This window comes from Acinetobacter sp. CAU_H_S139_7 (assembly GCF_058599305.1).
The window spans coordinates 922,193-945,153 of the sequence record NZ_CM178651.1 but is presented as its reverse complement, the minus strand read 5'-3'; the positions used below and the strand labels follow the sequence as shown (position 1 = coordinate 945,153).

Below are 22,961 nucleotides of genomic sequence, written 5' to 3'. Positions count from 1 at the left end.
TCCTTGAATGTGCATGCTTCATGACATTTACACATAATCCACGAGGTTTCTCGTTAGGATTTGAATCTGAGATATTAATAAACTCTATATCAGTTAGTAACAAAACCCATTGTAATTTTTAGACCCACAAAAAAATGTCGCGCCCTAGCTGTGTATTTTTTGCTATGATAATTTCGGTTTTGTGCCTCCATTCAAGTCATTGAATGAGAAAAATAATTTACTTATAGCTTTATAATGTAATTGCACGAATACCACAGGACTCTTCAAGCACATTTATGTGCATAAATTTCAATAGGTTAAGCTCATGCTTTTAATGATCGACAACTATGACTCTTTTACATACAACATCGTCCAGTATTTTGGCGAGTTAAATCAAGAAGTAAAAGTAGTACGTAATGATGCCGTGACATTGGAAGATATTGAGCGATGGCAACCTAAGTATCTTGTGATTGGCCCTGGCCCATGCTCACCCTCGGAAGCAGGAATTTCTATTCCAGCCATTCAGCATTTTGCTGGAAAAATTCCATTATTAGGGGTGTGCTTAGGACATCAGGCCATTGGTCAAGCATTTGGTGGCGAAATCATTCGTGCCAAAAAAGTGATGCATGGGCGTTTGTCTGACATGCACCATTCGAATAAAGGCATTTTTAGCAACCTCCCTTCTCCGTTTTCAGCAACGCGTTATCACTCACTGGTGATTGATCAAGATAGCTTGCCTGAATGCTTAGAAGTGACCTGCTGGACCAATGAAGCAGATGGCTCAATTGAAGAAATCATGGGTGTAAAGCATAAGACGCTTGCCGTTGAAGGCGTGCAATTTCACCCTGAATCAATCTTGAGTCAGCATGGCCATCAAATCTTTAAGAACTTTTTAGAAATTTACGCATAAATGAGTGCAGTGAAAAATGAATATGCAACAAGCTTTAAATAACATCACTAAAAATATTGAGTTGACGCAGCCGCAAATGGAAGACGTCATGCGCACCATCATGAATGGTGAAGCAACAGATGCCCAAATTGGTGCACTGATGATGGGTCTACGCTTAAAAGGCGAAAGTATTGATGAAATTACCGCAGCGGCTCGTGTCATGCGCGAGTTTGCCATCAAAATTGATGTCAGTGATGTTCCTTATTTAGTCGACATCGTCGGTACAGGTGGTGACGGTCAGAACTTATTTAACGTCTCGACAGCGTCTGCTTTTGTGATTGCAGCGGCAGGTGCAACCATTGCTAAACATGGTAACCGTGGTGTTTCAACCAAATCAGGTTCCTCGGACTTGTTAGAACAAGCAGGCATCCAACTTGACTTAAACATGCAACAAACTGAACGTTGTATTCGTGAAATGGGTGTCGGTTTCTTGTTTGCCCCGAATCATCACAAAGCGATGAAATATGCGGTTGGCCCACGTCGTGAATTAGGCATTCGCAGTATTTTCAATTTACTTGGCCCGCTTACGAATCCGGCTGGAGTAAAACGTCTAGTGATTGGGGTGTTTTCGACTGAATTATGTCGACCAATTGCAGAAGTGATGAAACAACTGGGGGCAGAACATGTCATGGTGGTTCATTCTAAAGATGGTTTAGATGAAATTAGCCTTGCATCAAGTACCTATGTGGCCGAACTTAAAAATGGCGAAGTCACCGAGTGGGAAATTCAACCTGAAGATGTTGGGATCGAATCGCAAACTTTAACTGGTTTAATCATTCAAGATTCTGCTGAAAGTTTAAGCCTAATTAAAGATGCCTTAGGTAAAAACAAATCCGATAAAGGCGAAAAAGCAGCAAACATGATTGCTTTAAATGCAGGTGCCGGTTTATATATCTCTGGACTTTGTACCAGCTATAAACAAGGCGTGGCTTTAGCACATGACATCATCTACGGCGGACAAGCCTTAGAAAAGATGAGCATCCTTGCTGAATTCAGCAAAACCCTTAAACAATACGACGCTTGATAGACAGGATTTTGTCATGGTAGATATCGCAAATACGATTTTAGGCAAAATTGTGGATCGCAAGCAGGAAGAGTTTGCTGCACGCCTCAAACAACGTAGCTATAAAGATGTTGAAGAATGGGCATTTGAGGCAACTCCTGTGCGTGGTTTTGCAAAGTCTTTACTGAGCAGACAACCGGGTGTGATCGCTGAAATTAAGAAAGCATCACCATCTAAGGGCATCATTCGTGAAAACTTTGATCCTGCTGAAATCGCACAACAATACGAAGCCGCAGGTGCAGCATGTTTATCAGTTTTAACCGATGTCGATTTTTTCCAAGGTGCCGATGAGAATATTCAAATTGCACGTTCTCACTGTGCCCTACCTGCATTACGCAAAGACTTTCTGATTGACCCTTATGGGGTGATTGAAGCACGTGCTTTACATGCGGACTGTATTCTTCTGATTGTGGCATCCTTGTCCGATCAACAACTCGAAGAAATGTCGAAAACAGCTTTTGAGCAGAATTTAGATGTCTTGGTTGAAGTACACGATGAAGCAGAGCTTGAACGTGCTTTGCGTCTATCTGAGCGTTGCGTATTGGGTGTCAATAACCGCAACTTAAAAACCTTTGATGTTGACTTAAACACCTCGATTCGTCTGAAAAAACTGCTTGAACCATCTCGTCTACTGGTGACTGAAAGCGGCATTGCAACACCTGCTGATGTTGCCATGATGCAAGAGCATGACATTCATGCTTTCTTGGTCGGTGAAAGTTTTATGAAGCAGCCGCATCCAGACCACGCCTTTACTGAGCTGTTTGGAACACCTCAAACACTTTAATCGCACATTCAGGGTAAGGCATGCTCTTGCCCTGAATACTTTGTGATATGTCCTTTCAAAAAGCTGTTGAAGATCTGGTTAAACAGTAACATATAAAAAATTGTTCAATTTTAAATTACTCAATTAAGCCCTGCTTCTTGGCCTCATTCACCGCTTCCATTCGAGAGCGGACCTGCAACTTGTTATAGATTTTACGCAGATGCCATTTCACCGTATTGATGGACAAAAAGATCGACTCGGATATTTCAGCATCAGTACAGCCACGGCTTAATTTTTCTAAAATTTGGACTTCACGTTTTGATAAAGCCTCAAGGCCAGAACTTCCGATCAAAGCTTCAGCACTGCTTTCAGCTTGATTGAGCTTTTGAAGTTGCTGGATATATTCTAGCAATACAACTGTATGCTTTTGCTTCTGTCGACTTAAATGCTGACTTAGACCACTTAACATATCCCAAATTAAAGGGTCTTCATCTAGAATCACCCGCACCGCTTGAGTCGGCATGAGGGTTTCAAGTGCTTGTTGTAGCGCTTCAAAAGCCTGTTCATGTTGTTTCAATTGATACAGAGCCAGTGCAAACAAGATTTGAACACGCACAAAACGTATCGGATAAATCCTAAAAAATGCTAACTGTTGGCTTAAATATTCTTTGGCTTGCTCGGCTTGCCCCATGAAAATTTGCTGACGCACCAGCATTAAATCATCGCCACGCAGCAAATGGGTAAAATTTAGATACGGCTGAAATGCTGCCTGCTCAGAATCAGCTAATGCAGAAAGCGGGCTTGCTTGTTGCACATAGGCTTGTATAGTTTGTGCGAGTCTAGGTAATGACCATTGGCTACTACGCGTATGTGCTTGGTGCAAGCACATTTGTATCGCGCTTTGATCTTGATGCAAGGTCGCTAGTCGCATTTGCAAAATATGGCCGACCATCACCATATCAGGCATTGCCAGATTACCGCCGCCCTTAAAATCCATTAATGCCGCTTCGACTTGTGACATTTGGTTCATTTCATAATATAGGTCTGCTTTAAAGCTGCTCAGAATATTCAGAATGGTCACTTGATTGTCTTCATCTAGACCTAAGTTACGATATTCCTCGCTCTGCCCTACTTGAGTAAATTTTTCTGCCGCGAGCGTTAAATTTCCTAATAAATAATCACAAAGGGCATCAATACAATCGACCATTGCCAAACCATATAGGTTATGACCTTGCAAATAGATAATGCGCGTTTGTAGTAATAGCTTTCGTGCTTCACTCATTTGCCCCAAACAAATGTGATGTAAAGCCCCAATCCCAATCAGTAGAGCACGGGCAAAATAAACGGTACTTGGCAGTTGTGCTAAGTTTTGTTGCGCTAAGCGATAAGCCACATCTAACTTGTCTTCTAAAACAGCAATGAGAGGGGCTAAACCTAATTGGTCCTCATGTTGTAATAAGGTTTCATGTTGATCCACACTATGCCAGAGCTGTAAATAATGATTGGCTAGGGTCACTTGATGCGTCAGCACCAAGGTCCAAATAATGTCATAGAGCAAATTTGGATTTTGCAGCAAGACAGAATCAGGGATCTGTTTGACCAACTCCAACAACGTATAGTGTCGGCCTTCTAAGATCAGTTCACGACATACCGTGTTGAGCAATGATAAAATCAGCTGCTGATCTTCTGCCTGTTGGGCGTGATAAATCTCTTCCATCAGATAACGCTGTTGTTTGAACCATTCTGCCGCTTTACGATGCATTTGCTGATATGCATCGGGTTGTAAAAGCTTAAACTTCGATTGCAAAAAGTCTCGAAATAAATGATGCACGCGATACCACGTACGCTGTTCATCTATCGCTTGAATGAACAAGCCTTTTTGGCTGATGACATCGAGAATCTGCTGTGCAGCATGATTACCCGTTAAAGCGATGACCAAAGCTGGATTAATTTTTCTCAGTACACTAATTTGCAATAAGAATTGCTGAATTTCAGGGTCTTGTTGTAAAAAACCTGCTCACTGAGGTAATTTACAATCTGATGGTGCGCACCACTTAAGTTTTGAATAAAGCCATGAATATCTTGATGTTCTTTCAAATATAAATTGGTGAACTGAATGCCTGTAAACCAGCCTTCAGTTTTATCAATCAGTTGTTCTGCAAGCTCAGTGCTTAAAGCAAGCTGGTCAAAGTTTTGTTGTTGGCGGATTCAAGCGGCAAGTGCAACAGTATAAAAACCAGCCATAACTTCACTCGGTGTATGCCAACCTAGTGTTTTTCTAGGACGATGGTTGAGTGCAAATTCTATCTGCTCTATTTGTTCGTTTGACACGTCATCAAACGATGACGATTTTGGCAGATATTGCCGGATTAAACCATTCGTATTTTCATTTCTAGCTCGCTGAATAGACTTGTAAGGATCAGCAAAATACGTATCTATGCCAGCATCAGTAATTCTTTTGTGTTCGGAAAATTCCTTGCCATTATCAAATGTCACACTATAAGCATGGCTCATCTGTAAACGATCTAATGCACAAGTAATCGTTTGAGAGGATGCTCTCGTTGACCCTAAATGAACAATATGTACGTACAGGCTCTTTCGATCAACGAGAGTTAATAAAGCACCTTTATGATGTTTACCAATCACCGTGTCACCTTCGAAATCTCCTAAACGTTGTCGTTGATCAATGACCTGGTCTCGGCAATGAATACTTGTTTTATCAATGATTTGACCCCTACGATCCGTGTTTTTGTAACCTCGTTTTCGATATTTCTTCTGATGCCTTAAGTGTAGATGGAGTTTACCGCCTTTTGATTTATCTTGATAAATGTACTGGTAAATCCACTCATGTGAAGGTACATCCAGCCAACAGCGTTGTGTTAAAGCACCTGAAATTTGTTCTGGTGACCAGTCCAAGCCAATCAAATAATCAATATAAGCGAAGGCAAACGCTGTCATGGGTGATGAAGGACGGTACCGTCTTTGACTTGCAAATTTAGCTGCCTGTTGAGCTCTATATCCACGTTGTCCAGTATTTCTTTTTAATTCACGGTAGATGGTTGATCGTGAACGCCCTAACTCCCGAGCAAGGGTAGCGATTGAACTTTTACTTTTCAAAGTAGCATAAATTTCGTATCTTTCATCTTGAGAAAGTTGGGTGTATTTCTTCATTGTGTGCTTTCCAATTGCGAGTTGAAAAAGTCCAATGATTCTACGAATACACCTAACTTTTTCAACTAACTACAAATGTGTCGCACTTGGGATTTGAATCTGCGGTTGTAAAAACTGAATAAGCGCACTGCTTTCTTGCTGTTTGATACTCAGCTGAGACTCTGTGACCCACTTTAAACGACCTAATAGATATTCTTTCGCGAAACTCCAGTTGGGTTTGACCCTTGAAGCAATCACCAAATGACAATTTTCAGGTAAAGACTGGTATAACCACCAAAAGATATTTAAACATTCTGGGTTTGTTAATGCTTCAAACTCATCGATAAATAAAACTGTGTCAGCATCCTCTTCTGCAACTTTTTGCGTCAGTTCAATGATGTGTTGTTTATGGATCTGTCCATAAGAGATCGAATGCGGTGGTTCTAAATCTAAAAGCGCTAAACGCAAGTATTGATAGAGTCGAATAGGATCATTTTCATCATCATCCAAAGTTAACCAACAGACTTTCTTTCCCTTTGCTAAAAGAGACTCTGAAAGTTGATGCATCAGCGTGGTTTTTCCATAACCCGCCGCGGCGTGAATAAAAACCAAAGAAGACTGACAATAGTCCACGATCTGACTTAACAGTTGGGGACGTTGCATTGCCCTGCCATTCAGCATGCTCGGACGACTGAGTTTAGTCTTCAACACTTGCATGTATATTCATCCAATCTTTTTATTCAATTACATCTGCAACATTCATTTCCCTGAATTTTGCATTTGGCAAAACATCATCCTCTACGAATCATGTTATGCCGTTCATCAGTCTAAAACACTTATAAATTAGTAGGGGCACCGCAGTTAAGCAATATGAAATAGCATCAAAAACCATTCCAATCCCTATTTTAAACTGTTCATTCGCGCATTTATCAAACAATGTAAATTCCATTCTTTCGAGTGGTTTGCATTTTCTGAAACATTGTTATGCTCAGGCTTAAGGAAATCTTAGATATTGATATCTCATATCATATTCTGATTCCAAGACATACAAGGAGTTTGTCATGAGCATCGCACAATCAGTTAAACATCAGGATCGATTATTAACGATTAACATCAAAGATGGCGAAATCAAAAATGCACTACCGGGTGTGCATGTCACACCTTGCTTTTTAGACCCTGATAATGGCGTCTGGGTCATTCATGCCCGTTTTGAACCGGGTACTATCCTTCCACGTCACTTCCATACCGGTGTTGTACATTTCTATACAACAGCAGGTTCATGGCATTATGTCGAATATCCTGAAGATGTTCAAACGGCTGGCAGCTATTTATTTGAACCAGCAGGTTCGATCCATACTTTAGCAACACCAGAAGGTGCTGAAGGCTTTATGGTCATTAATGGTGCGAACGTCAACTTAAATGATGATGATTCACTGATGTTTATTATGGATGCAGGTTGGATCGAGCTCACTCTTCACGTCGTGGCTGAACATACAGGGCAAAAAATGCCGCGTTATATTAAACCAGGTTCGGATGTTGTATTTAGCGACAAATAAATTCCAAAAGGCTTTTTGCTTCAGCAAATAGCCTTTTTTATTAGAAAAATAGTCACCAAGGATAAATGAAATGTTTGGCAAAATGATGCACCAATCTTTATTGATTAGTAATTTAATCGAACATGCGGCAAAGTACCACGCAGATACTTCTATTTTTTCACGTGAAGTAACTGGACAAATGACCACCACCAATTGGTTACAGGTCCAACAGAATAGCAAACGTTTAGCCAATGCTTTCACATCATTTAATCTTAACCAAGGTGATCGTCTTGCAACGATCGCGTGGAACAACCACCGTCATTTAGAATCTTGGTATGCTATTTCGGGTAGCCTAAATCCTTTACCAAACGATGGTCATACTCAAGGTAATCTTCAAATCCGCGGGCCTTGGATTGTCGATCATTATTTCAATCAAGAAAAAAGTGCCACCACAGCCGATGGTTGGTTCGACACTGGGGATATCGCGACCCTAGATGCAGACGGTTATATGACCATTTGCGACCGTGCCAAAGATTTGATCAAATCAGGCGGTGAATGGATTTCTTCGGTTGAACTTGAAAATATTGCCGTAGGTCACCCTGAAATTCGCATGGCTGCCGCAATTGCAGCACGTCATCCGAAATGGGATGAGCGCCCAATTTTGATTGCCGTAAGACAGGAAAACTCAACACTGACTGAAGAAGAAGCGCTGGCTTACTTTGATAATAAGATTGCCCGCTGGCAGATTCCTGACGTGGTGATTTTTGTAGATGCACTGCCAATCAACGGTACAGGTAAAATTGTGAAGGCAGAACTTCGTACAAAATTTAGCGATGTTTTGCTAAAAGAAGAAGTTGTTTAAAACCAACTTAAAACATTTAGAAGGATTCTTAAATGAAAAACAATACATCTAGAACAGCATGGGTAACAGGCGGCAGCAGCGGTATCGGCCTTGCATTAAGCAAACTGTTATTAAAAGATAAATATCAGGTTTGTATTTTTGCCCATACGGGTATTGAGCAAGCACTAACTGAATTAAAAAAACAGTCACCATCGGTACATGGTTTTGAAATTGATGTACAAAATGAAAGCAATTTGGAAAAGGCATTTGCTGAAGCAGTTACTGCAGCGGGTACACCTGATCTTGTAATCAATTCTGCTGGTATTGTGATTGCAAAATCTTTTGAAGACATGAGTTCTGAAGAGTTTTTACGTCAAATTAATATTAACCTGGTCGGTAGCCGTAACGTTGCTCATGCTGCATTACCTTATTTAAAACAAACTACCCAACAAGGCAGACGCCCTAAAGTTGTCTTCATTGCTTCAGCATCTGGGTTGGTCGGTTGCTATGGTTATACGGGTTACTGCTCATCTAAATTTGGCGTGGTCGGTTTGGCTGAAGTGCTACGTATGGAACTGCGCAGTCAGAAAATTAAAGTTGCCGTGGTTTGCCCGCCAGAAATTGAAACACCGATGGTATTTGACGAACGTAAAAATGGTTCACCAGTCACAGCGGCATTAAAACAACTTGGCGGCAGCCTCCCACTAGAGAAGGCCTGTCAGGAAATTTACAACGGCATTTTCTCATCCCAATTTATGATTATTCCAAGTACTCAAGCACGTATTCTTGCGAAAATTTCGCGGGTCTTGCCTGACCTTTATCGTAACCAAATCGATAAAAAACTGGATAAAATCATCCGTACTTTACGCGCAAGTTAAGTCACGACTGACTTAGCACGCCAAACCTGAACCCGAGTGGATCATTTGTCTATCTAGATAGAATGGTTGCTCGGGTTCAATCATTTTAAGTTATTCCAGAACAGCAGTGCTCTTGAGCACCCCGCAGAATACTATTCGCCATTTGATATGCAATTTTTTGCAAATCTCTATGAATGCAATTCAGTTCAAATATAGGGAAAATCAGACTATAATTATCGCCTAATTTCTTATTTTGCGTATTTTTCTGACACTATGAGCAAACATGATTCATCGCTTTCTAAAGAACAGTTTAATTTACTGAAAGACTTTAAAAAGCAAATCACCAATCCGCATTCGACTGCCATCAAACAGTCTGAGGCCCAAGCTCAAGTTGCTCCACCCGAGCCAGAAGATGATTTCGCGTTGTTTCAAAAACAAATGCAAGGTGTCCAAAAGATGGAGACCGCGAACATTGCCAAAATAGAAAAAAATCCAAAGAAAAAAATCGATGCACAAACTTTAGCAAAACGTGCAGCGGCTGAAGGCCCAATACATACCGATGCAACTGAGCTGTCCGATACTCAAGCGATGCTCAACCCTGTAGCAAGCCAAGCCGCGCTCAGTTATCGCATTGCTACGCTGCAACACAAAGTATTTGAAGATTTAAAAGCGGGGAACATCCGTTGGTTTGAAGCAGTCGACTTGCATGGTTGCACCGTTGAAGAAGCCCGTGTCGCAGTTTTACAAGTCATTCAAATGGCCAAAGATGAAAATCAAAATGTCATTAAAATTGTACACGGCAAAGGTCCAGAAGCCATTTTAAAAACCTATGTGAATGGTTGGCTGCGTCAACACCGCGATGTATTGGCTTTTGTAAGTGCACCAGAGAAACAAGGTGGCACAGGTGCAGTTTTAGTGTTGCTAAAACGTGCTGAAAAGAACCCAAAGTTTAAACAGTAATCGGATTTTTGTCCAAAATAAGGCATTGGAATAGTTTTCTGCTACAATGCCGTCCTTGTTCAATATCAGTGTAAGTGAACACGTCTTATGTCTATGCAGCAATCCTACGCTAACATCTTAACTGCCGTTGGTGAAGACCTAACCCGTCCAGGTCTCCTCGATACGCCTATGCGTGCTGCTAAAGCTTTTTCGTATTTAACGTCTGGTTATAGCAAAAGCTTAGAAGAAGTGACCAATAATGCGGTGTTCCCATCGGACAACCGTGAAATGGTGCTGGTTAAAAATATCGAATTTTATTCACTCTGTGAACATCATTTATTGCCTTTTTATGGTCGCGTACATATTGCGTATTTACCTGAAGGCAATGTCCTTGGACTCTCTAAATTTGCACGCATCACAGAAATGTTTGCACGTCGTCTACAGATTCAAGAAAATCTGACGCAGCAGATTGCAGAAGCGGTTGCAGAAGTGACAGGCGCACGTGGCGTGGCGGTTATGATTGATTCTGCACATATGTGTATGATGATGCGCGGCGTCGGCAAGCAAGAATCGACTACACGTACCGTTTCCTTTATTGGTGACTTTAAAACCAATAAAGAAGAGCGTCGTGAGTTTTTAAGTGCAGTCCCTGAAAGCTATTAATTGAAACATAAAGCCTCAACCTCTGTTGGGGCTTTTTTTATGCATATATCATTGAACGATTCATTTTTTGTTTAGAGGAATACGCAATGTCAGCAATTTGGTTAGCAGGTCATGGTTTGACCCAAGGCGAACAGAGTATTGATTTTCCACGTTCAGACCGTTTAGTTCAAGGTAACCCACAGCGCTTGACCTATAATCTGTACGAGCATCCACACATGGGCTGCGGGATTTGGCACTGTGAAGTTGGCTCATGGAATATTCAATTTGCCGACAATAAACAAGAATTCTTTCAAGTGATGGAAGGCTGCATCCGTATTCATGATGCCCACACTCAAGACTACATTGAAGTCAAAGTAGGTCAGGCAGGAATTATTCCACCGAGTTTTATCGGCACATTTGAAGTGGTTGAAGCTGTAAAAAAATACTATGTGATTGTTGAGGTATAAGCACCTCAACAACCGATTTGAAACGTCTTAGAACAGTTCGTGTTTAAGTCTGAGATTTAAACACTCAGGACTTTTTCAGTCACATGAATACAGTTACGCCCTTTATTTTTGGCGGCATAGAGTGCCGAATCAGCAGTGTCTAAAAAGCGCTGATAGTCAGGATGACCATTATAAACCGTACAGCCAATACTGACGGTAAAACTAAAACTTTGCCCATGAGCGGTGCGAATTGGGGTTTCCTGTATCCGCATACGAATCGTTTCAGCGACTTGTAAAGCACGCGTGAGATCACTGTCGACCAACAGCAATAAGAACTCTTCGCCACCGACACGGAAGGCATAGTCACTGCCCTTCGCTACATCTAACAAGACTTCCGCAATAAAACGCAGTGCCAAGTCCCCTGCGGTATGCCCATATTTATCGTTGATACGTTTGAAATAATCCGCATCAATTGCTAGTAGGCTCAACGCAGCATCATTTTTACGGGCAAAATTAAATTCACGCGACACAATCGTACTTAAATAACGACGGTTTAACAGCTGAGTCAGTGAGTCATTGCCTGAGTCTATATATTCGGTCACTTGAAACAGTTGATCGACCAAATGCTGAATCTGTCGGTTCACGTCACGAATTTCTTGAATGCGTTCTACCTTCTGAGCCTGATCCTGACAGTCGAGCACGTCAAAATTGAGGGTATCGACCTGTTGAATCAGCCTGATAATGGTCTCCACCTGCTCTGCACCTGTAAACGCATACGCTGCTTTATGCACAAACCATAGACCAAATTCCGACTTAGACAAAGCAATGTGTTGCAACTGCGGGTGTTCGGAGAAGACTTTGAACATCAACTCATTTTCCCAGTCGAGCAAAATACTGCGCTGCTTATCTTTTTGTACCGCGACATCTTGCATTGCAGAAAATAAGCGATAGCTATGCTTAACTTCATGGCTTCGCTCTGTATTGGCTTCATAGGATCTGCACATAATTTCTGTCGCAAAACCCATAATTTGCAGCATATAACTTAGCATGTGGTGGTTATTTTCTAGCGGAAGTCCAGCCAAGAGTTCCAAGATCTTGTTCTCAATCTCACGAATACCGCGCATGATCAACCAAGAAGGAATGCCCACCCGCGCATGTACCTGCCCAACTTTTTGTTGTTTTTCAACTGCTGCATAATAAGCTTCATTCACGGCCACGTCGAAACTTTCAATGAGCCATTGGTTTAAACTGTTTTTTAAACGTTGTTGAATGATGTCATCTTTAAAAAATCTGCAGCCTCAGGCTCCAAGACAATATTGCTATAAAATTCATTAACCAATACAGACGAATGCTTCTGAATAAAATTTTGCGCTTTAACGTGATCATTCACTGAATAATGTTGGCAAATTTTCCCCCATTGCTCGGCCAATTTAGCCATGCATTCATCATTCATAAAATTTACCTATTATATATTTTTGAGACTTACTAGATATTTATGTGATTAATATAACAAATTTCAATACTTATTTTCACCATCAGCTTTCATTTTCAGCGCTTTATAAAAAGCAAGGCTCACGTTTGGTTGTTTTAACAGCAATGACTTTCATAAAAAAAGCCCCTTTATTGGAGCTTTGAAAAGAGGATCGAACTAAAAGAAATGGAGATAACTCAAACCCGTCTGATCCCAATCTTTGCCTTTTTGCTGTTGATACTGCCAATGAAGCCTCAACGCATTTTGCTGATTGAATAAATATTGCAACTGTGTATTCAGTCTGACTTGCCATTGATGGCTATCTTCCCAATATGGCAGCTCGACCTGTACCAAACTATTGATATGTTCGCTCCAGATGTTCTGGCAGCCTACCGTTGGCCCAAGTCCCACGCGCCAACCTCGGTCTAAAGCTTTGCCTGCTTGAACATGATTTTGCAATTGTGCATAGCATAAATGTTGACGCTCTTGATCTGCCACACTATAGCCAAACTGACTGGATAGATTGAATACACCGTGTTGATCCTGTTCACTAAATGCACCATCTCGATCTAGTAGTGCCTCTTGTTGCCAACCCATGTTAAAACCCCAGCTTAATGGTGTTTTAAAGGCAGTCAGTGGACTGTAGGCATTGACCTTCAGCACATTTAGTTCTTGCAGTTTTAGTCGATCATCGCGATATTCGAGGCTACCTTCTAGAAACTTAAGCTGTGTACCCAAACGAAAGCCGCCTTGTGGGTCAATCAAGTCATGATAGGCCTGACGATGGCTCAGTCGGAAATAAGTGTCACCTTGTATCTCACCTGCTTCAAGCTGAACGGTTCGCGCATGGTGGCCTTTTACTGGATCTACTTTTGGCGCTTCGACCACTTGACGTTGCTTTTCCAAGTCAATCTGACTCCGCAAACCCAGCAGTTGTCGAATACGCGGTTGGGCGTCTTCTGCCGCAATCTTTTGTGCAATTAACTGTAAATACACATGGTCATAGGCCATTTCTAAAATACGTGCCTGATCCACCAAGGCATAGCGATTCAAATAATCTTGCATTTGAGCAGGTTTAAGTTGCGCAACCTGATGCGCAGCCGCTGCCAAGGCTTGTCCGTGTTGTTTGGCTTGTGCCAACAACTGAGTTTCTAAAGCTGGACGGTAAACACTTTCTGCAATTAGATGGTTTTCATCGACCGCCTTAATAGTCTCAACAGGAATCGCAGCGGTTTTAAATTGTTTTTGTAGGTTGACCTCTGGCCGCACCAAATCAATTAAACCCAGTAAACGATAGGCGCAGTTATCACTGATAAAATAGTAAGGAAATTGCACATGCTTGAGTTCCCAAATATGCTCAACCATGGTTTTGGTTTCTTCTGGCGTCAGGGCTAACTCGTACTCCCACAAATCGCGACTTTCCAAATCACCATATTCTTTCACTTTTCGATAGTACGGCATGAGTGAGTACTCACCTGGGTACTGCCCGGTTAAGCCCTTCCATGCAAAAGAAAAGCTGTCACTATTGGCCACTGTCGCTGCATAATTCACGGCATAAGAAACTAAGTTCAGCTGTTTTTGGTCTTTAGGATCGAGCCTTAACAGGGTATGCCCAAACATCGAACTGGGATTGCCCATAAAGTCCGTGGCGTAAATTAAAGTCGCCTTATACGGCTTAATTTGCCCAAGCCACTCATCCAGCTCAGGACATAAGGCTTTAGGCAGTTGGTTTGATGCAATATTCAGTTGTCCTATGAGCCATTTTGAACGTGCCGGAAAGCGACACTGAATCGATTGATTGGCTTCGGCTGGGGTAAAAAGTGCAGCAATATTGGCATCAAGCTCTTGTTTGAGCTGAGTTTGTCCGTATTCGTTATAAAAAAATGGACGGTAGGTGACTTCACTTTGTCCTGAAGCATTGGCATACATCAAACGTTGCCACGTCACATTTGAAGCAAGCTTAAGCTGCTGTGCTTTTTCAATATAAAACTCGGCTGAGCTAGGTGCTTGAGCAAAGATACTGGTGCTGAATAGCACACTTGAGAGGAGGACAACAGATTTCATGCAGTGTTAGCTATTCTTCTTTTTTAGATATGAAAAACCCTGCCTGAATGGCAGGGTTTTATGGTGCAATTAAACGTATGCTTTTAATACGCTATCCGTTGCCATGACTGCTTGTAAAGATGCTAATACTTGAAGCGCATCTTGGTTTTCAGCTGAATAGATTTTTGCGAAGTTTTGTTTAGACACTTCAAAGAAACGTGCTTTATCTTCAGACTGGATGTTCAGTAATTCAGCCAGTACATTTAGACTTTCGCCCTCACCGACTGCCATATCACGCGCCAATGCTTCCGCATTTTCGTTGGTAAATGTTACTGCCTGAGCAGTCACAGTACCTGTACCGCTACAACCTAAAGTACCAAAGGTAATACCGAAAAGTTGGTTAGCAAAAAGACCATTGGTTGTACCCGCTAAAATTTTAGCGACTTTACCAGACTGGCCAGCCCAAATTTGTGAACCAATACCACAACCGACGTCATTATCTGCAAATGTAGCGGTAGAACCAACAGCCAAAACCGCAGCCAATGCTATTTTTTTCAACATAAGGTTTCTCCAGACTCGATTATCTCCGAGTATTTTTATTGTTCCCATTGTGTGTATTTTGAGCTACACCTTTGTAAGATAGCGGTAACAAGCGCATAACGCAAAACAAATTATACTAAAGTGAAGTGAATATTTAAAAATGTGCTTTAGCGGTATAAAGACCAACTGCCACGTAAGTCTCGTTTCCCTAAAATCTTCAGCACCAACACCAGACTGAGCAGTAGCAATAAATACCAAGAACCCAACTTACCCCAACCGACCATATGCCATGCATCGACTTGACTTGGGTACAGCCAGATTTGGTAAAACGTACTGATATTTTCCGCAATCCAAATAATAAAGGCCAACAGTAAAAGTACGGGTAACATCGGCAGTTGAAAACGGTGCTGCTGTAATTCAAAACCAATCTTGGTTTTCCAAAACAGCACTATGCTCCACGCAAACAAAAGATAACGAATATCGGGAATAAAAAACTTGGACATAAAGTTGATATAAGACAACACCGCCAAGCTTAGCATGGCTGAGAAACGGGGTAAGTGTTCAAAAGAAACATGATAGAGACGTAATGAGCGCGCAAAAAAACTGCCTACAGCCGAATACATAAAACCTGCAAACAACGGCACTGTTAAAATTTTAAACACGGCGGGATGCGGATATTGCCAAGATGCAATTTGCGGATGGGTCAAAAAGATTTCCATCACCATCGCCATCACATGAAATAACGCAATCACTTTGGCTTCGGCCCAAGACTCGAGTTTTAAATACAGCAGACCTACCTGAATCAACACGGCATAAAACAATAGATAGTCATAACGGAAAAAACCGAAATATTCCTGACTTCCCATACTGGCTGTGAACGCAAAAGCCAATAACAGTAATATCCCAAATAAGGCAGCCGAAGCTGCCTTAGATGAGAACTCAAAACATGATTTTAAAATCGTGATCACGCATGAACCCTAATTGAATTGAAGCTGTGAAACTTAGAGATATTTGGCACTATATTCATGCACAGTATCAATAAAGGCTTTCGGGTTTTCAGGGTCAACCCACTGAGTAATGCCGTGACCTAAGTTTGCAACATAACCCGTTTTCTCACCGCCTGCATAAGCGTCATCTAACATGGCTTTGGTGGCTTTCACAATGGTCTCATGTGAACCATATAATGTTGCAGGGTCTAGGTTGCCTTGCAGTGCCGCACGGCCAGCCACCGTTTGGCGAGCCACATTTAATGGCGTAGTCCAATCTAGACCAAAAGCATCTGCCCCTGTTGCCACCATTGGCTCTAACCACTGACCGCCACCTTTGGTGAATAAGATCACAGGCACTTTACGTCCTTCATTTTCACGTTTTAAACCCGCAACAATTTTTTGCATGTATTTTAAAGAAAATTCTAAATATTCACGGTGTGCCAATGCCCCGCCCCAACTGTCAAAAATCTGTACGGCTTGAGCACCTGCATCAATTTGCGCATTTAGATAGTCAATAACCGCATCAGCTAAACGATCGAGCAGCGCATGTAAAACTTCAGGTTGCGCATACATCATTTGTTTGGTGAAACGGAAATCTTTGCTCGAACCACCTTCAACCATATAAGTTGCTAGCGTCCAAGGACTGCCTGAAAAACCAATTAATGGCACTTGGCCGCCAAGCGCTGAACGGATCGTCTTGACTGCATTCATCACATAGTCGAGATCAGATGCAGCATTAAACTGAGGTAAATTCGCCACATCTTGTTCAGTACGAACCGTTTTATGAAATTTAGGCCCTTCCCCAGCTTCAAAATAAAGCCCTAAACCCAAAGCATCGGGTACAGTTAAAATATCTGAAAATAAAATGGCAGCGTCGAGCTCATAACGACGTAAAGGCTGTAAAGTTACTTCACACGCAAATTCGTTATTTTTACACAGCGAAAGGAAATCACCCGCTTGTGCACGGGTTGCACGATATTCAGGTAAATAACGCCCTGCTTGACGCATCATCCAGACGGGTGTGGTATCTACAGGTTCACGTAATAAAGCACGTAGAAAACGATCATTTTTAAGCGTCGTCATTTACTTTCCCATCTCAATTAAATTTGCTCACCATCATAACAAAAAGGTCGAATTTTTAATAACTTCTCATAACACTAAAATTCGATCAGGACAAAGATGCAAACGAATATTTACACAAAACAAATACTGCATCTCCATCTTTTTTCTGTAATACTTGACTAGTTTTTACTTTGTAAATGAATAATTCTTAAGGTTGAATTACATGTTCGTTCGCACAATACTCGCGATGAGTTTAAGTTGCATTCTTGCTGGTACAGCGTTTGCTGCATCTACTACTGAACAACCTTTGACGCCCAAAAAGATCATTGGTACTTCAGTTCAAGATCCTATTGATCCTTTAGCAACAGATGTCGCTTCAGCTTCTACTGCGGTTGCAAATAGCCAAATTACAGCAAAAGAACAAGCAGACTTAAACCAAGCTTCGCAAACTTTAGATCAACTTGAACAATCTGAAGATAAAACAGCTGACGTTGGTGCTGCACCAAGCAAAACCACCACTGCACCGACCACCACGACGACCAATCCTGCTGCAGCAAAAGCATCGTGGACATTAAATGGTTTAAACAGTGCAGAATGGTTTGACAACATTGGTAAAGGCCAATTCCCTGTCTATGCACGTGCTCACGTGATGTTGAATAATGCACATGCGTCTCCGGGTGCAATTGATGGCATGAGCGGTAAAAATACCCTCAAAGCCATTGCCTCGTTCCAGCAAATGAGCGGTTTAAAAGCAACAGGCACCTTAACCAAAGAAACTTGGGATGCCTTACTGGCAAGCCAAGGTTCTAAGCCTGCATTTATTGAATACACCATTACCGAAGCAGACCTAAAAGGTCCTTATGCTGCATCAATTCCACGCGATTATGCACTACAAGCCAAAATGAAAGGTTTGTATTACACCCGTGTGACTGAAATGTTGGGTGAAAAGTTCCATATGGATGAAGACTTCTTGCAGAAGTTAAATCCAAAAGCGACCTTCAAAAAAGCGGGCGAAAAAATTATTGTGGCCAATATCCGCAATGAAGTGCCAGAAGACATTCATTTGATCGTTGCGCACAAAGGTGCAAAACAGCTGTATTTATTTAACAGCCGCAACCAAATGATCGGTTCTTTCCCTGCAACCATTGGTAGCTCAGATACTCCGTCTCCAACGGGTACTTATAAAGTCACTGGTGTTGCGCCAAATCCTTGGTATAGCTACTCACCAAGTAACTTTGTACAGGGCAAAAACTTAAAACCACTTTCTCTACCACCGGGTCCAAATGGTCCTGTAGGGAATATCTGGATTGGTTTAAGCAAAAAATCATTTGGTATTCATGGTACACCAAACCCTTCAGCTATTTCTAAAACAGCATCGCACGGTTGTATCCGTTTGACCAACTGGGATGCCAATGATCTTGGCAAAAAAGTGAAGTCAGGTGTAACGGTTAAATTCTTAGAATAATTGGCTTTCTAAGGCATTTACGCTATAAAAGGTGTTCTCTTGAGAGCACCTTTTTTCAATTACAACAATATAAAAATGACGATGAATGCTTTAAAAATAATACTGCCCGTAGTCTGCTTACTATCTTTCTCAACTTATAGCTTTGCCGAATTAGATGAAGAAATAGTGACCAGCGTGGATGCTTCTGCTTATGTGGTGGAATCTGACCATCCATTTGACAGTCTGAATGATCATGAAAAAATCCGTCACCCCCAATACATTCCAGAGCAAGATAGCCTCAGAGAGCCACTTTTGAATGCACGCTATTACGTCATCGCAGGCAAATCTCCGATTCACTATTACGCGATTCGAACGAGGCAAAAGCCTAAACTGCTTTATTTAAACCAGCCCCACTCGGCAGTTTTTTCAATAGGCGAGGCTTATGCTGAAAATCGAGAAAAAATCATCCTACAGCCCCAACTCAACAATACAGTCAAAGATCATGAACTGTTTTCGATTATGCCCGTCGCGAAGCATCTCGCACTGATTTTTCGTACTCGCTATGCCTATACTCCTACAGAGTTAAAAGCCAATACCGCCATGAACGCCATCTATGCCAACAATCGCTACCGATACAGCTATGAAATTATTGAAATCGACACGAATGGCAAACAGCTTCACCGCGTACAATTTGTGGCTCCTGCCATTGAAGATGGGATGAGTTTTGGCCCCAAATGGGACGAGGACTCATCGGATTATAATAATGTAATACTGGAATACAGCACCAAGTACCCAGGCGACTACCAAACCGTACACCCTTATAACCTTGAAACCCGCTATGAATACAAACAAGGTCAATTGAAGCACTTTGAACAAAAAGTTCTGCTCACCGCCAGTGACAAAGTGTTCTTAAAGAATCCACCCAACTCGATTAATTATGAAAATTATCTCGATGATCAAGATGTACCACTCTCCGTTGAAAGCAGTACTTGCCTTGATGACTATTTTGTTTTTAAAGACAAAGCAGCTCCACTCGATGTGAAATGGGGCAATGACTGGATGCAACAGCAGCCGAAGTTGCATCAACAATTTTTAGCTGAATATGCTCAAGGCAAAAACTACGTCTGGAAAGATTTCCGTGTGCGGTATTGTGATTTAGACTAAGACTGCTATGTTGCGTTTAATCATTTCAATATTGAAACGCAACATTGCAAATTCACTATTTTAGCGATAAATATAAAACGCTAAAATTACTCCATAGATTAAAAATAAGATTGGAGTTCAAAATGGATGCTTTCATTCATCGCAGTCAAGACCGCGGTCATGTCAATATCGGTTGGCTAGAGTCTAAACACAGCTTTTCTTTTGGCAGTTGGTATAACCCTAAATATATGGGCGTGAGTGCTCTACGTGTCATCAATGACGACGTGATCGCGGGCCATCAAGGTTTTGGACAACACCCCCATGACAATATGGAAATCTTGACCTGTGTGATCAAAGGCACCATCACCCATAAAGACAGCATGGGCAACCACGGCGGTATTTCTGCAGGTGAATGGCAACTGATGAGTGCAGGTACGGGTGTACAGCACAGTGAAATGAATCAGGGTGATGAGCCAGTACATTTGCTACAAATTTGGATTACCCCAAATCAAAGAGATGCAGCGCCAACCTATCAACAGATTCGTCTTGATCCACATGAGCAACCAAATCAATGGCATGTGATCTGTGGTCCAAATGACAATGCTGCAATGCATATTCGTCAAGATGCCGAAGTCAAAACGGCTGTGATTGAGAAAGATCAAATACTAGAAGTTAAAGCTACACAGCATATTAACTATATGCATGTGATTTCAGGTTCAATCCAAATTGCAGAACATACTCTTCATGCAGGTGACGCGATTGCGTTCTTAGAAGCAAGCGACGTTAAAGCTTTAGAAGATGCACAAGTGATTTGGTTTGATTTGCCTGAAGTCAAATAAGTCATCACTCACAATAAAAAGCCAACGTCGAGACGTTGGCTTTTTTAATGCAGAATTCAAGCAGTTTTTTCTTTTGGCTTAGAGAAAATTCACCACAAGTAACGCCACAGCCGCAGGTAAGGCTTGGATGTAGATAATTTTCTTACTGGCGGTCAGGCCACCATAAATCCCTGCAACCAAAACGCAGCCTAAAAAGAAATTGGCCAGTGGCAGTGCATAAGTTTCGGGTGCACATAACGCCCAAAATAGACCTGCGGCCAAGAAACCATTGTATAAGCCTTGATTTTGCACCATAACTTTGGTCAGTTGTGCTTTTTCAGGCGTATTGCCAAAGGCCTTTAAGCCATATGGCTTATCCCATAAAAACATCTCTAAAACTAAAATATACACATGCAACAGTGCAATTAAAGCAATCAAAATTTGTCCCATCATACGCTTTATCCTTATTTTTGATGAATGATGCTAGATCAGCTTCACAGCTGATCTAGGTCGAAAAACAGTTAAGGTTTCAAAAGTACTTTACCCTGACGTGCGCCTTGCGTCGCTTTCAGTGCTGCATCTTTAATTTGTGCAAAGCTGAAGATGCCTTCAACAGGCAGCAGTAATTTTTTCTGTGCAGCAAGCGTCAATAACTCTACAATTAACGCCTTTTTGCGTTCAGCAGACAATTGCTTATTCACCACACTCGCCCAAAAGCCTTTGATTGTGGCTTGTTTAAAAATCAGATCTCCCGAAGAAATCTGCATGGTCTCACCCGTCATGCTGCCAAATGAAACCAATAGACTATTTTCACTCAGCAAAGCCAACATTTCACCACTGGCCTGACCACCAATGGAGTCTACACCTGCGATCAGTGGCTGATCTGCATGAATCGCTTTGACTTGTTCTTTCCAATCAGCTTGGTCTGTTGCTACCACATTTTGAATGCCTAAGGCCTGCATTTCAGCTACAGCCTTAATACGGCGAACCAAATGAATTACCTTTTGACCACGCGCTTTTGCAATCATTGCCACGGTTTTACCCACCGCACCATTGGCAGTGTTCTGAATCAACCACGAATCTACTGGTAAATCGATAAAATCTAAAAGCATCAGTGCACTGATCGGCATCCCAATCAACTGCGCTGCCGTTTCATCATCAATCGCATCAGTTAAAGGCACAACGCCATGCGCTGGCGCAATAAAATACTCAGCCCAACTGCCATGAATTCCTGCAACCGCTACACGCTGCCCTATCGATATGCCTTGTACACCCTCACCAAGCGCATCAATCACGCCCACAGCTTCACTACCACCAATTGCAGGCAGTGTGGGTTTATAACCATAACTACCACGCACTGTCCACACATCGTGGTTATGCATTGGCGATAGAATCATTTTAATACGTACTTCACCCGCTTTCGGTTCAGGTTGCGGCATATCTGCAGCTTCCAAGACGTCAACAGGTTCACCAAAATGGTGATGAATAATACTTTGCATTTGCTATTCCTTTATCGGTTGTAATAGTTGTTGAGTGGTTTCCAAAGCAAGGTAAAGAGGCTGCTTATCTTGGGCCAATCTTGCCAATAAAGCTGCTCCCAACCACAGGTGATACATCGTCTGTGCCATTTTTCAGCGTCAATATGCACTGGAATTGAACCGTCTTGCTGCCCGGCTTGGATTAGACCCGAAATACGTTCTGTTAACTTACGCACCCCGAAGTTCAAAATCTGACGCATATCTTCAGATAAATCTGAGACTTCTGCTGCCAACTTGACGATCAGACAATTCTCCGCCCATCCTCCATCGCTATGATGTTCAACTCCACTTTCAATATGTGATGAGTTATCAATCCATGCTTGCCAAAGTGCCACGAGACTTGCATAGGCGCTTCGCTGTTCTTGCTGTATCAGCTGATCGATTTTGACTTTATAATCGGCCAGATACTGCTGGAGTAGCGCACAGCCGAAAGCCTCTTTCGAAGCAAAGTAATAATAAAATGAACCTTTCGGCACATCACAATTCTTTAGAATTTCCTGTAAACCCACTCCGACAAAACCTTTATGTAATACCAGTTGAAAACTGCTATTTAAAATGTGTAGTCGTGTTGCTTCACTTTTGTCTGATCGTTTCATATCCACACTATAAATCAATAATAGACCAGTCGTCTACAAATTAATGCATCTACCTTTGATACTTCATCTCGAACCATTGGATTGTATATAAATTTTACTGATTAAATTTCAGATATAAATGATTGAAATAAATGTTACATTATACCATAACAC

Annotated in this window: 20 protein-coding genes and 3 pseudogenes; 12 read left to right on the top strand and 11 right to left on the bottom strand. The window is 41.8% G+C overall.

The genetic code is table 11. The annotated features are described in order from the left end of the window. Positions 1–304: 304 nt before the first annotated feature. Genes AC4MC0_RS04640 through trpC form a run of 3 tightly spaced genes read left to right on the top strand, consistent with a single transcriptional unit; the run spans position 305 to position 2,775 of the window. Entirely contained in the window at positions 305–889 is a 585-nt protein-coding gene (locus AC4MC0_RS04640) for an anthranilate synthase component II (RefSeq protein WP_335998504.1), read from the top strand. A gap of 16 nt (positions 890–905) precedes the next feature. Then, on the top strand, positions 906–1,952 hold the full coding sequence (gene trpD, locus AC4MC0_RS04635) for an anthranilate phosphoribosyltransferase (protein WP_335998505.1): 1,047 nt from the start codon (positions 906–908) through the stop codon (positions 1,950–1,952). A gap of 16 nt (positions 1,953–1,968) precedes the next feature. Next, positions 1,969–2,775 carry an indole-3-glycerol phosphate synthase TrpC gene (gene trpC / locus AC4MC0_RS04630; RefSeq protein WP_335998506.1) on the top strand — a complete coding sequence of 269 codons (807 nt, stop codon included), beginning with the start codon at positions 1,969–1,971 and terminating at the stop codon, positions 2,773–2,775. 115 nt (positions 2,776–2,890) lie between these two features. On the opposite strand, the gene AC4MC0_RS04625 is transcribed toward trpC, so the two are convergent. The 3 genes from AC4MC0_RS04625 to AC4MC0_RS04615 all read right to left on the bottom strand — a co-directional run bounded on the left by AC4MC0_RS04625 (position 2,891) and on the right by AC4MC0_RS04615 (position 6,621). After that, positions 2,891–4,729, bottom strand: coding sequence for a winged helix-turn-helix domain-containing protein (locus tag AC4MC0_RS04625; RefSeq protein WP_335998507.1), 1,839 nt, complete (start codon positions 4,727–4,729; stop codon positions 2,891–2,893). 233 nt (positions 4,730–4,962) lie between these two features. Next, positions 4,963–5,925: an IS30 family transposase gene (locus tag AC4MC0_RS04620; RefSeq protein WP_005401265.1), complete on the bottom strand. Its 963-nt coding sequence runs from the start codon at positions 5,923–5,925 to the stop codon at positions 4,963–4,965. A gap of 69 nt (positions 5,926–5,994) precedes the next feature. Continuing rightward, complete coding sequence (locus AC4MC0_RS04615; protein WP_491887297.1) at positions 5,995–6,621, bottom strand: AAA family ATPase; 627 nt, start codon at positions 6,619–6,621, stop codon at positions 5,995–5,997. Positions 6,622–6,965: 344 nt separating this feature from the next. On the opposite strand from AC4MC0_RS04615, the gene AC4MC0_RS04610 reads away from it, so the two are divergent. The 6 genes and pseudogenes from AC4MC0_RS04610 to AC4MC0_RS04585 all read left to right on the top strand — a co-directional run bounded on the left by AC4MC0_RS04610 (position 6,966) and on the right by AC4MC0_RS04585 (position 11,185). Continuing rightward, entirely contained in the window at positions 6,966–7,460 is a 495-nt protein-coding gene (locus tag AC4MC0_RS04610) for a 2,4'-dihydroxyacetophenone dioxygenase family protein (RefSeq protein ID WP_335997363.1), read from the top strand. Positions 7,461–7,794: 334 nt separating this feature from the next. Next, a pseudogene (locus AC4MC0_RS04605) lies at positions 7,795–8,301 on the top strand (AMP-binding enzyme); the annotation flags it as partial. A 32-nt stretch (positions 8,302–8,333) separates the two neighbouring features. Continuing rightward, positions 8,334–9,158, top strand: coding sequence for an SDR family NAD(P)-dependent oxidoreductase (locus AC4MC0_RS04600; RefSeq protein ID WP_335997367.1), 825 nt, complete (start codon positions 8,334–8,336; stop codon positions 9,156–9,158). A gap of 252 nt (positions 9,159–9,410) precedes the next feature. Further along, positions 9,411–10,097, top strand: a complete 687-nt coding sequence (locus AC4MC0_RS04595; protein ID WP_335997369.1) for a Smr/MutS family protein — start codon at positions 9,411–9,413, stop codon at positions 10,095–10,097. A 93-nt stretch (positions 10,098–10,190) separates the two neighbouring features. After that, complete coding sequence (folE, locus tag AC4MC0_RS04590; RefSeq protein ID WP_171054237.1) at positions 10,191–10,739, top strand: GTP cyclohydrolase I FolE; 549 nt, start codon at positions 10,191–10,193, stop codon at positions 10,737–10,739. Between the two features lie 86 nt (positions 10,740–10,825). Next, positions 10,826–11,185, top strand: a complete 360-nt coding sequence (locus AC4MC0_RS04585; RefSeq protein ID WP_335997371.1) for a cupin domain-containing protein — start codon at positions 10,826–10,828, stop codon at positions 11,183–11,185. A gap of 56 nt (positions 11,186–11,241) precedes the next feature. Here the strand turns inward: AC4MC0_RS04585 and AC4MC0_RS04580 are convergent. The 5 genes and pseudogenes from AC4MC0_RS04580 to hemE form a co-directional block, all read right to left on the bottom strand. Then, positions 11,242–12,617, bottom strand: a pseudogene (locus AC4MC0_RS04580) (diguanylate cyclase). Between the two features lie 195 nt (positions 12,618–12,812). After that, the gene (locus AC4MC0_RS04575) at positions 12,813–14,699 is read right to left on the bottom strand and encodes an Lnb N-terminal periplasmic domain-containing protein (protein WP_335997375.1); all 1,887 of its coding nucleotides are present in this window, start codon (positions 14,697–14,699) and stop codon (positions 12,813–12,815) included. Positions 14,700–14,768: 69 nt separating this feature from the next. Further along, positions 14,769–15,239 carry a DUF3015 family protein gene (locus AC4MC0_RS04570; protein ID WP_004695672.1) on the bottom strand — a complete coding sequence of 157 codons (471 nt, stop codon included), beginning with the start codon at positions 15,237–15,239 and terminating at the stop codon, positions 14,769–14,771. A gap of 146 nt (positions 15,240–15,385) precedes the next feature. Continuing rightward, a complete protein-coding gene (locus AC4MC0_RS04565) occupies positions 15,386–16,186 on the bottom strand; it encodes a DUF817 family protein (protein ID WP_418655257.1) in 801 nt (266 codons plus the stop codon). 33 nt (positions 16,187–16,219) lie between these two features. Further along, complete coding sequence (gene hemE, locus AC4MC0_RS04560) at positions 16,220–17,290, bottom strand: uroporphyrinogen decarboxylase (protein ID WP_058870041.1); 1,071 nt, start codon at positions 17,288–17,290, stop codon at positions 16,220–16,222. A 202-nt stretch (positions 17,291–17,492) separates the two neighbouring features. On the opposite strand from hemE, the gene AC4MC0_RS04555 reads away from it, so the two are divergent. From AC4MC0_RS04555 to AC4MC0_RS04545, 3 genes are all read left to right on the top strand, one after another. Continuing rightward, positions 17,493–18,734: a L,D-transpeptidase family protein gene (locus AC4MC0_RS04555; RefSeq protein WP_125273251.1), complete on the top strand. Its 1,242-nt coding sequence runs from the start codon at positions 17,493–17,495 to the stop codon at positions 18,732–18,734. A gap of 81 nt (positions 18,735–18,815) precedes the next feature. Beyond that, positions 18,816–19,877, top strand: a complete 1,062-nt coding sequence (locus tag AC4MC0_RS04550) for a hypothetical protein (RefSeq protein WP_491887296.1) — start codon at positions 18,816–18,818, stop codon at positions 19,875–19,877. Positions 19,878–19,999: 122 nt separating this feature from the next. Then, positions 20,000–20,695 (top strand): pirin family protein, encoded by a 696-nt coding sequence (locus tag AC4MC0_RS04545; protein ID WP_335997385.1) that lies wholly within the window; start codon positions 20,000–20,002, stop codon positions 20,693–20,695. Between the two features lie 78 nt (positions 20,696–20,773). On the opposite strand, the gene AC4MC0_RS04540 is transcribed toward AC4MC0_RS04545, so the two are convergent. The 3 genes and pseudogenes from AC4MC0_RS04540 to AC4MC0_RS04530 all read right to left on the bottom strand — a co-directional run bounded on the left by AC4MC0_RS04540 (position 20,774) and on the right by AC4MC0_RS04530 (position 22,808). After that, a complete protein-coding gene (locus tag AC4MC0_RS04540) occupies positions 20,774–21,127 on the bottom strand; it encodes a DUF1304 domain-containing protein (RefSeq protein WP_335997387.1) in 354 nt (117 codons plus the stop codon). Between the two features lie 68 nt (positions 21,128–21,195). Continuing rightward, positions 21,196–22,173 (bottom strand): zinc-binding dehydrogenase, encoded by a 978-nt coding sequence (locus AC4MC0_RS04535; RefSeq protein WP_335997389.1) that lies wholly within the window; start codon positions 22,171–22,173, stop codon positions 21,196–21,198. A gap of 3 nt (positions 22,174–22,176) precedes the next feature. After that, positions 22,177–22,808 (bottom strand): annotated as a pseudogene (locus tag AC4MC0_RS04530) (TetR/AcrR family transcriptional regulator). Positions 22,809–22,961 lie beyond the last annotated feature (153 nt).

Excerpts from the sequence above, each read along its gene's own strand:
- AC4MC0_RS04550 (WP_491887296.1), top strand. The coding sequence starts at position 18,816 with ATGAATGCTTTAAAAATAATACTGCCCGTAGTCTGCTTACTATCTTTC.
- AC4MC0_RS04545 (WP_335997385.1), top strand. The coding sequence starts at position 20,000 with ATGGATGCTTTCATTCATCGCAGTCAAGACCGCGGTCATGTCAATATC.
- trpD (WP_335998505.1), top strand. The coding sequence starts at position 906 with ATGAATATGCAACAAGCTTTAAATAACATCACTAAAAATATTGAGTTG.
- AC4MC0_RS04535 (WP_335997389.1), bottom strand. The coding sequence starts at position 22,173 with ATGCAAAGTATTATTCATCACCATTTTGGTGAACCTGTTGACGTCTTG.
- AC4MC0_RS04640 (WP_335998504.1), top strand. The coding sequence starts at position 305 with ATGCTTTTAATGATCGACAACTATGACTCTTTTACATACAACATCGTC.
- folE (WP_171054237.1), top strand. The coding sequence starts at position 10,191 with ATGCAGCAATCCTACGCTAACATCTTAACTGCCGTTGGTGAAGACCTA.
- AC4MC0_RS04575 (WP_335997375.1), bottom strand. The coding sequence starts at position 14,699 with ATGAAATCTGTTGTCCTCCTCTCAAGTGTGCTATTCAGCACCAGTATC.
- AC4MC0_RS04570 (WP_004695672.1), bottom strand. The coding sequence starts at position 15,239 with ATGTTGAAAAAAATAGCATTGGCTGCGGTTTTGGCTGTTGGTTCTACC.
- AC4MC0_RS04595 (WP_335997369.1), top strand. The coding sequence starts at position 9,411 with ATGAGCAAACATGATTCATCGCTTTCTAAAGAACAGTTTAATTTACTG.
- AC4MC0_RS04600 (WP_335997367.1), top strand. The coding sequence starts at position 8,334 with ATGAAAAACAATACATCTAGAACAGCATGGGTAACAGGCGGCAGCAGC.
- hemE (WP_058870041.1), bottom strand. The coding sequence starts at position 17,290 with ATGACGACGCTTAAAAATGATCGTTTTCTACGTGCTTTATTACGTGAA.
- AC4MC0_RS04540 (WP_335997387.1), bottom strand. The coding sequence starts at position 21,127 with ATGATGGGACAAATTTTGATTGCTTTAATTGCACTGTTGCATGTGTAT.
- AC4MC0_RS04610 (WP_335997363.1), top strand. The coding sequence starts at position 6,966 with ATGAGCATCGCACAATCAGTTAAACATCAGGATCGATTATTAACGATT.
- AC4MC0_RS04585 (WP_335997371.1), top strand. The coding sequence starts at position 10,826 with ATGTCAGCAATTTGGTTAGCAGGTCATGGTTTGACCCAAGGCGAACAG.
- AC4MC0_RS04620 (WP_005401265.1), bottom strand. The coding sequence starts at position 5,925 with ATGAAGAAATACACCCAACTTTCTCAAGATGAAAGATACGAAATTTAT.
- AC4MC0_RS04555 (WP_125273251.1), top strand. The coding sequence starts at position 17,493 with ATGTTCGTTCGCACAATACTCGCGATGAGTTTAAGTTGCATTCTTGCT.
- AC4MC0_RS04615 (WP_491887297.1), bottom strand. The coding sequence starts at position 6,621 with ATGCAAGTGTTGAAGACTAAACTCAGTCGTCCGAGCATGCTGAATGGC.
- trpC (WP_335998506.1), top strand. The coding sequence starts at position 1,969 with ATGGTAGATATCGCAAATACGATTTTAGGCAAAATTGTGGATCGCAAG.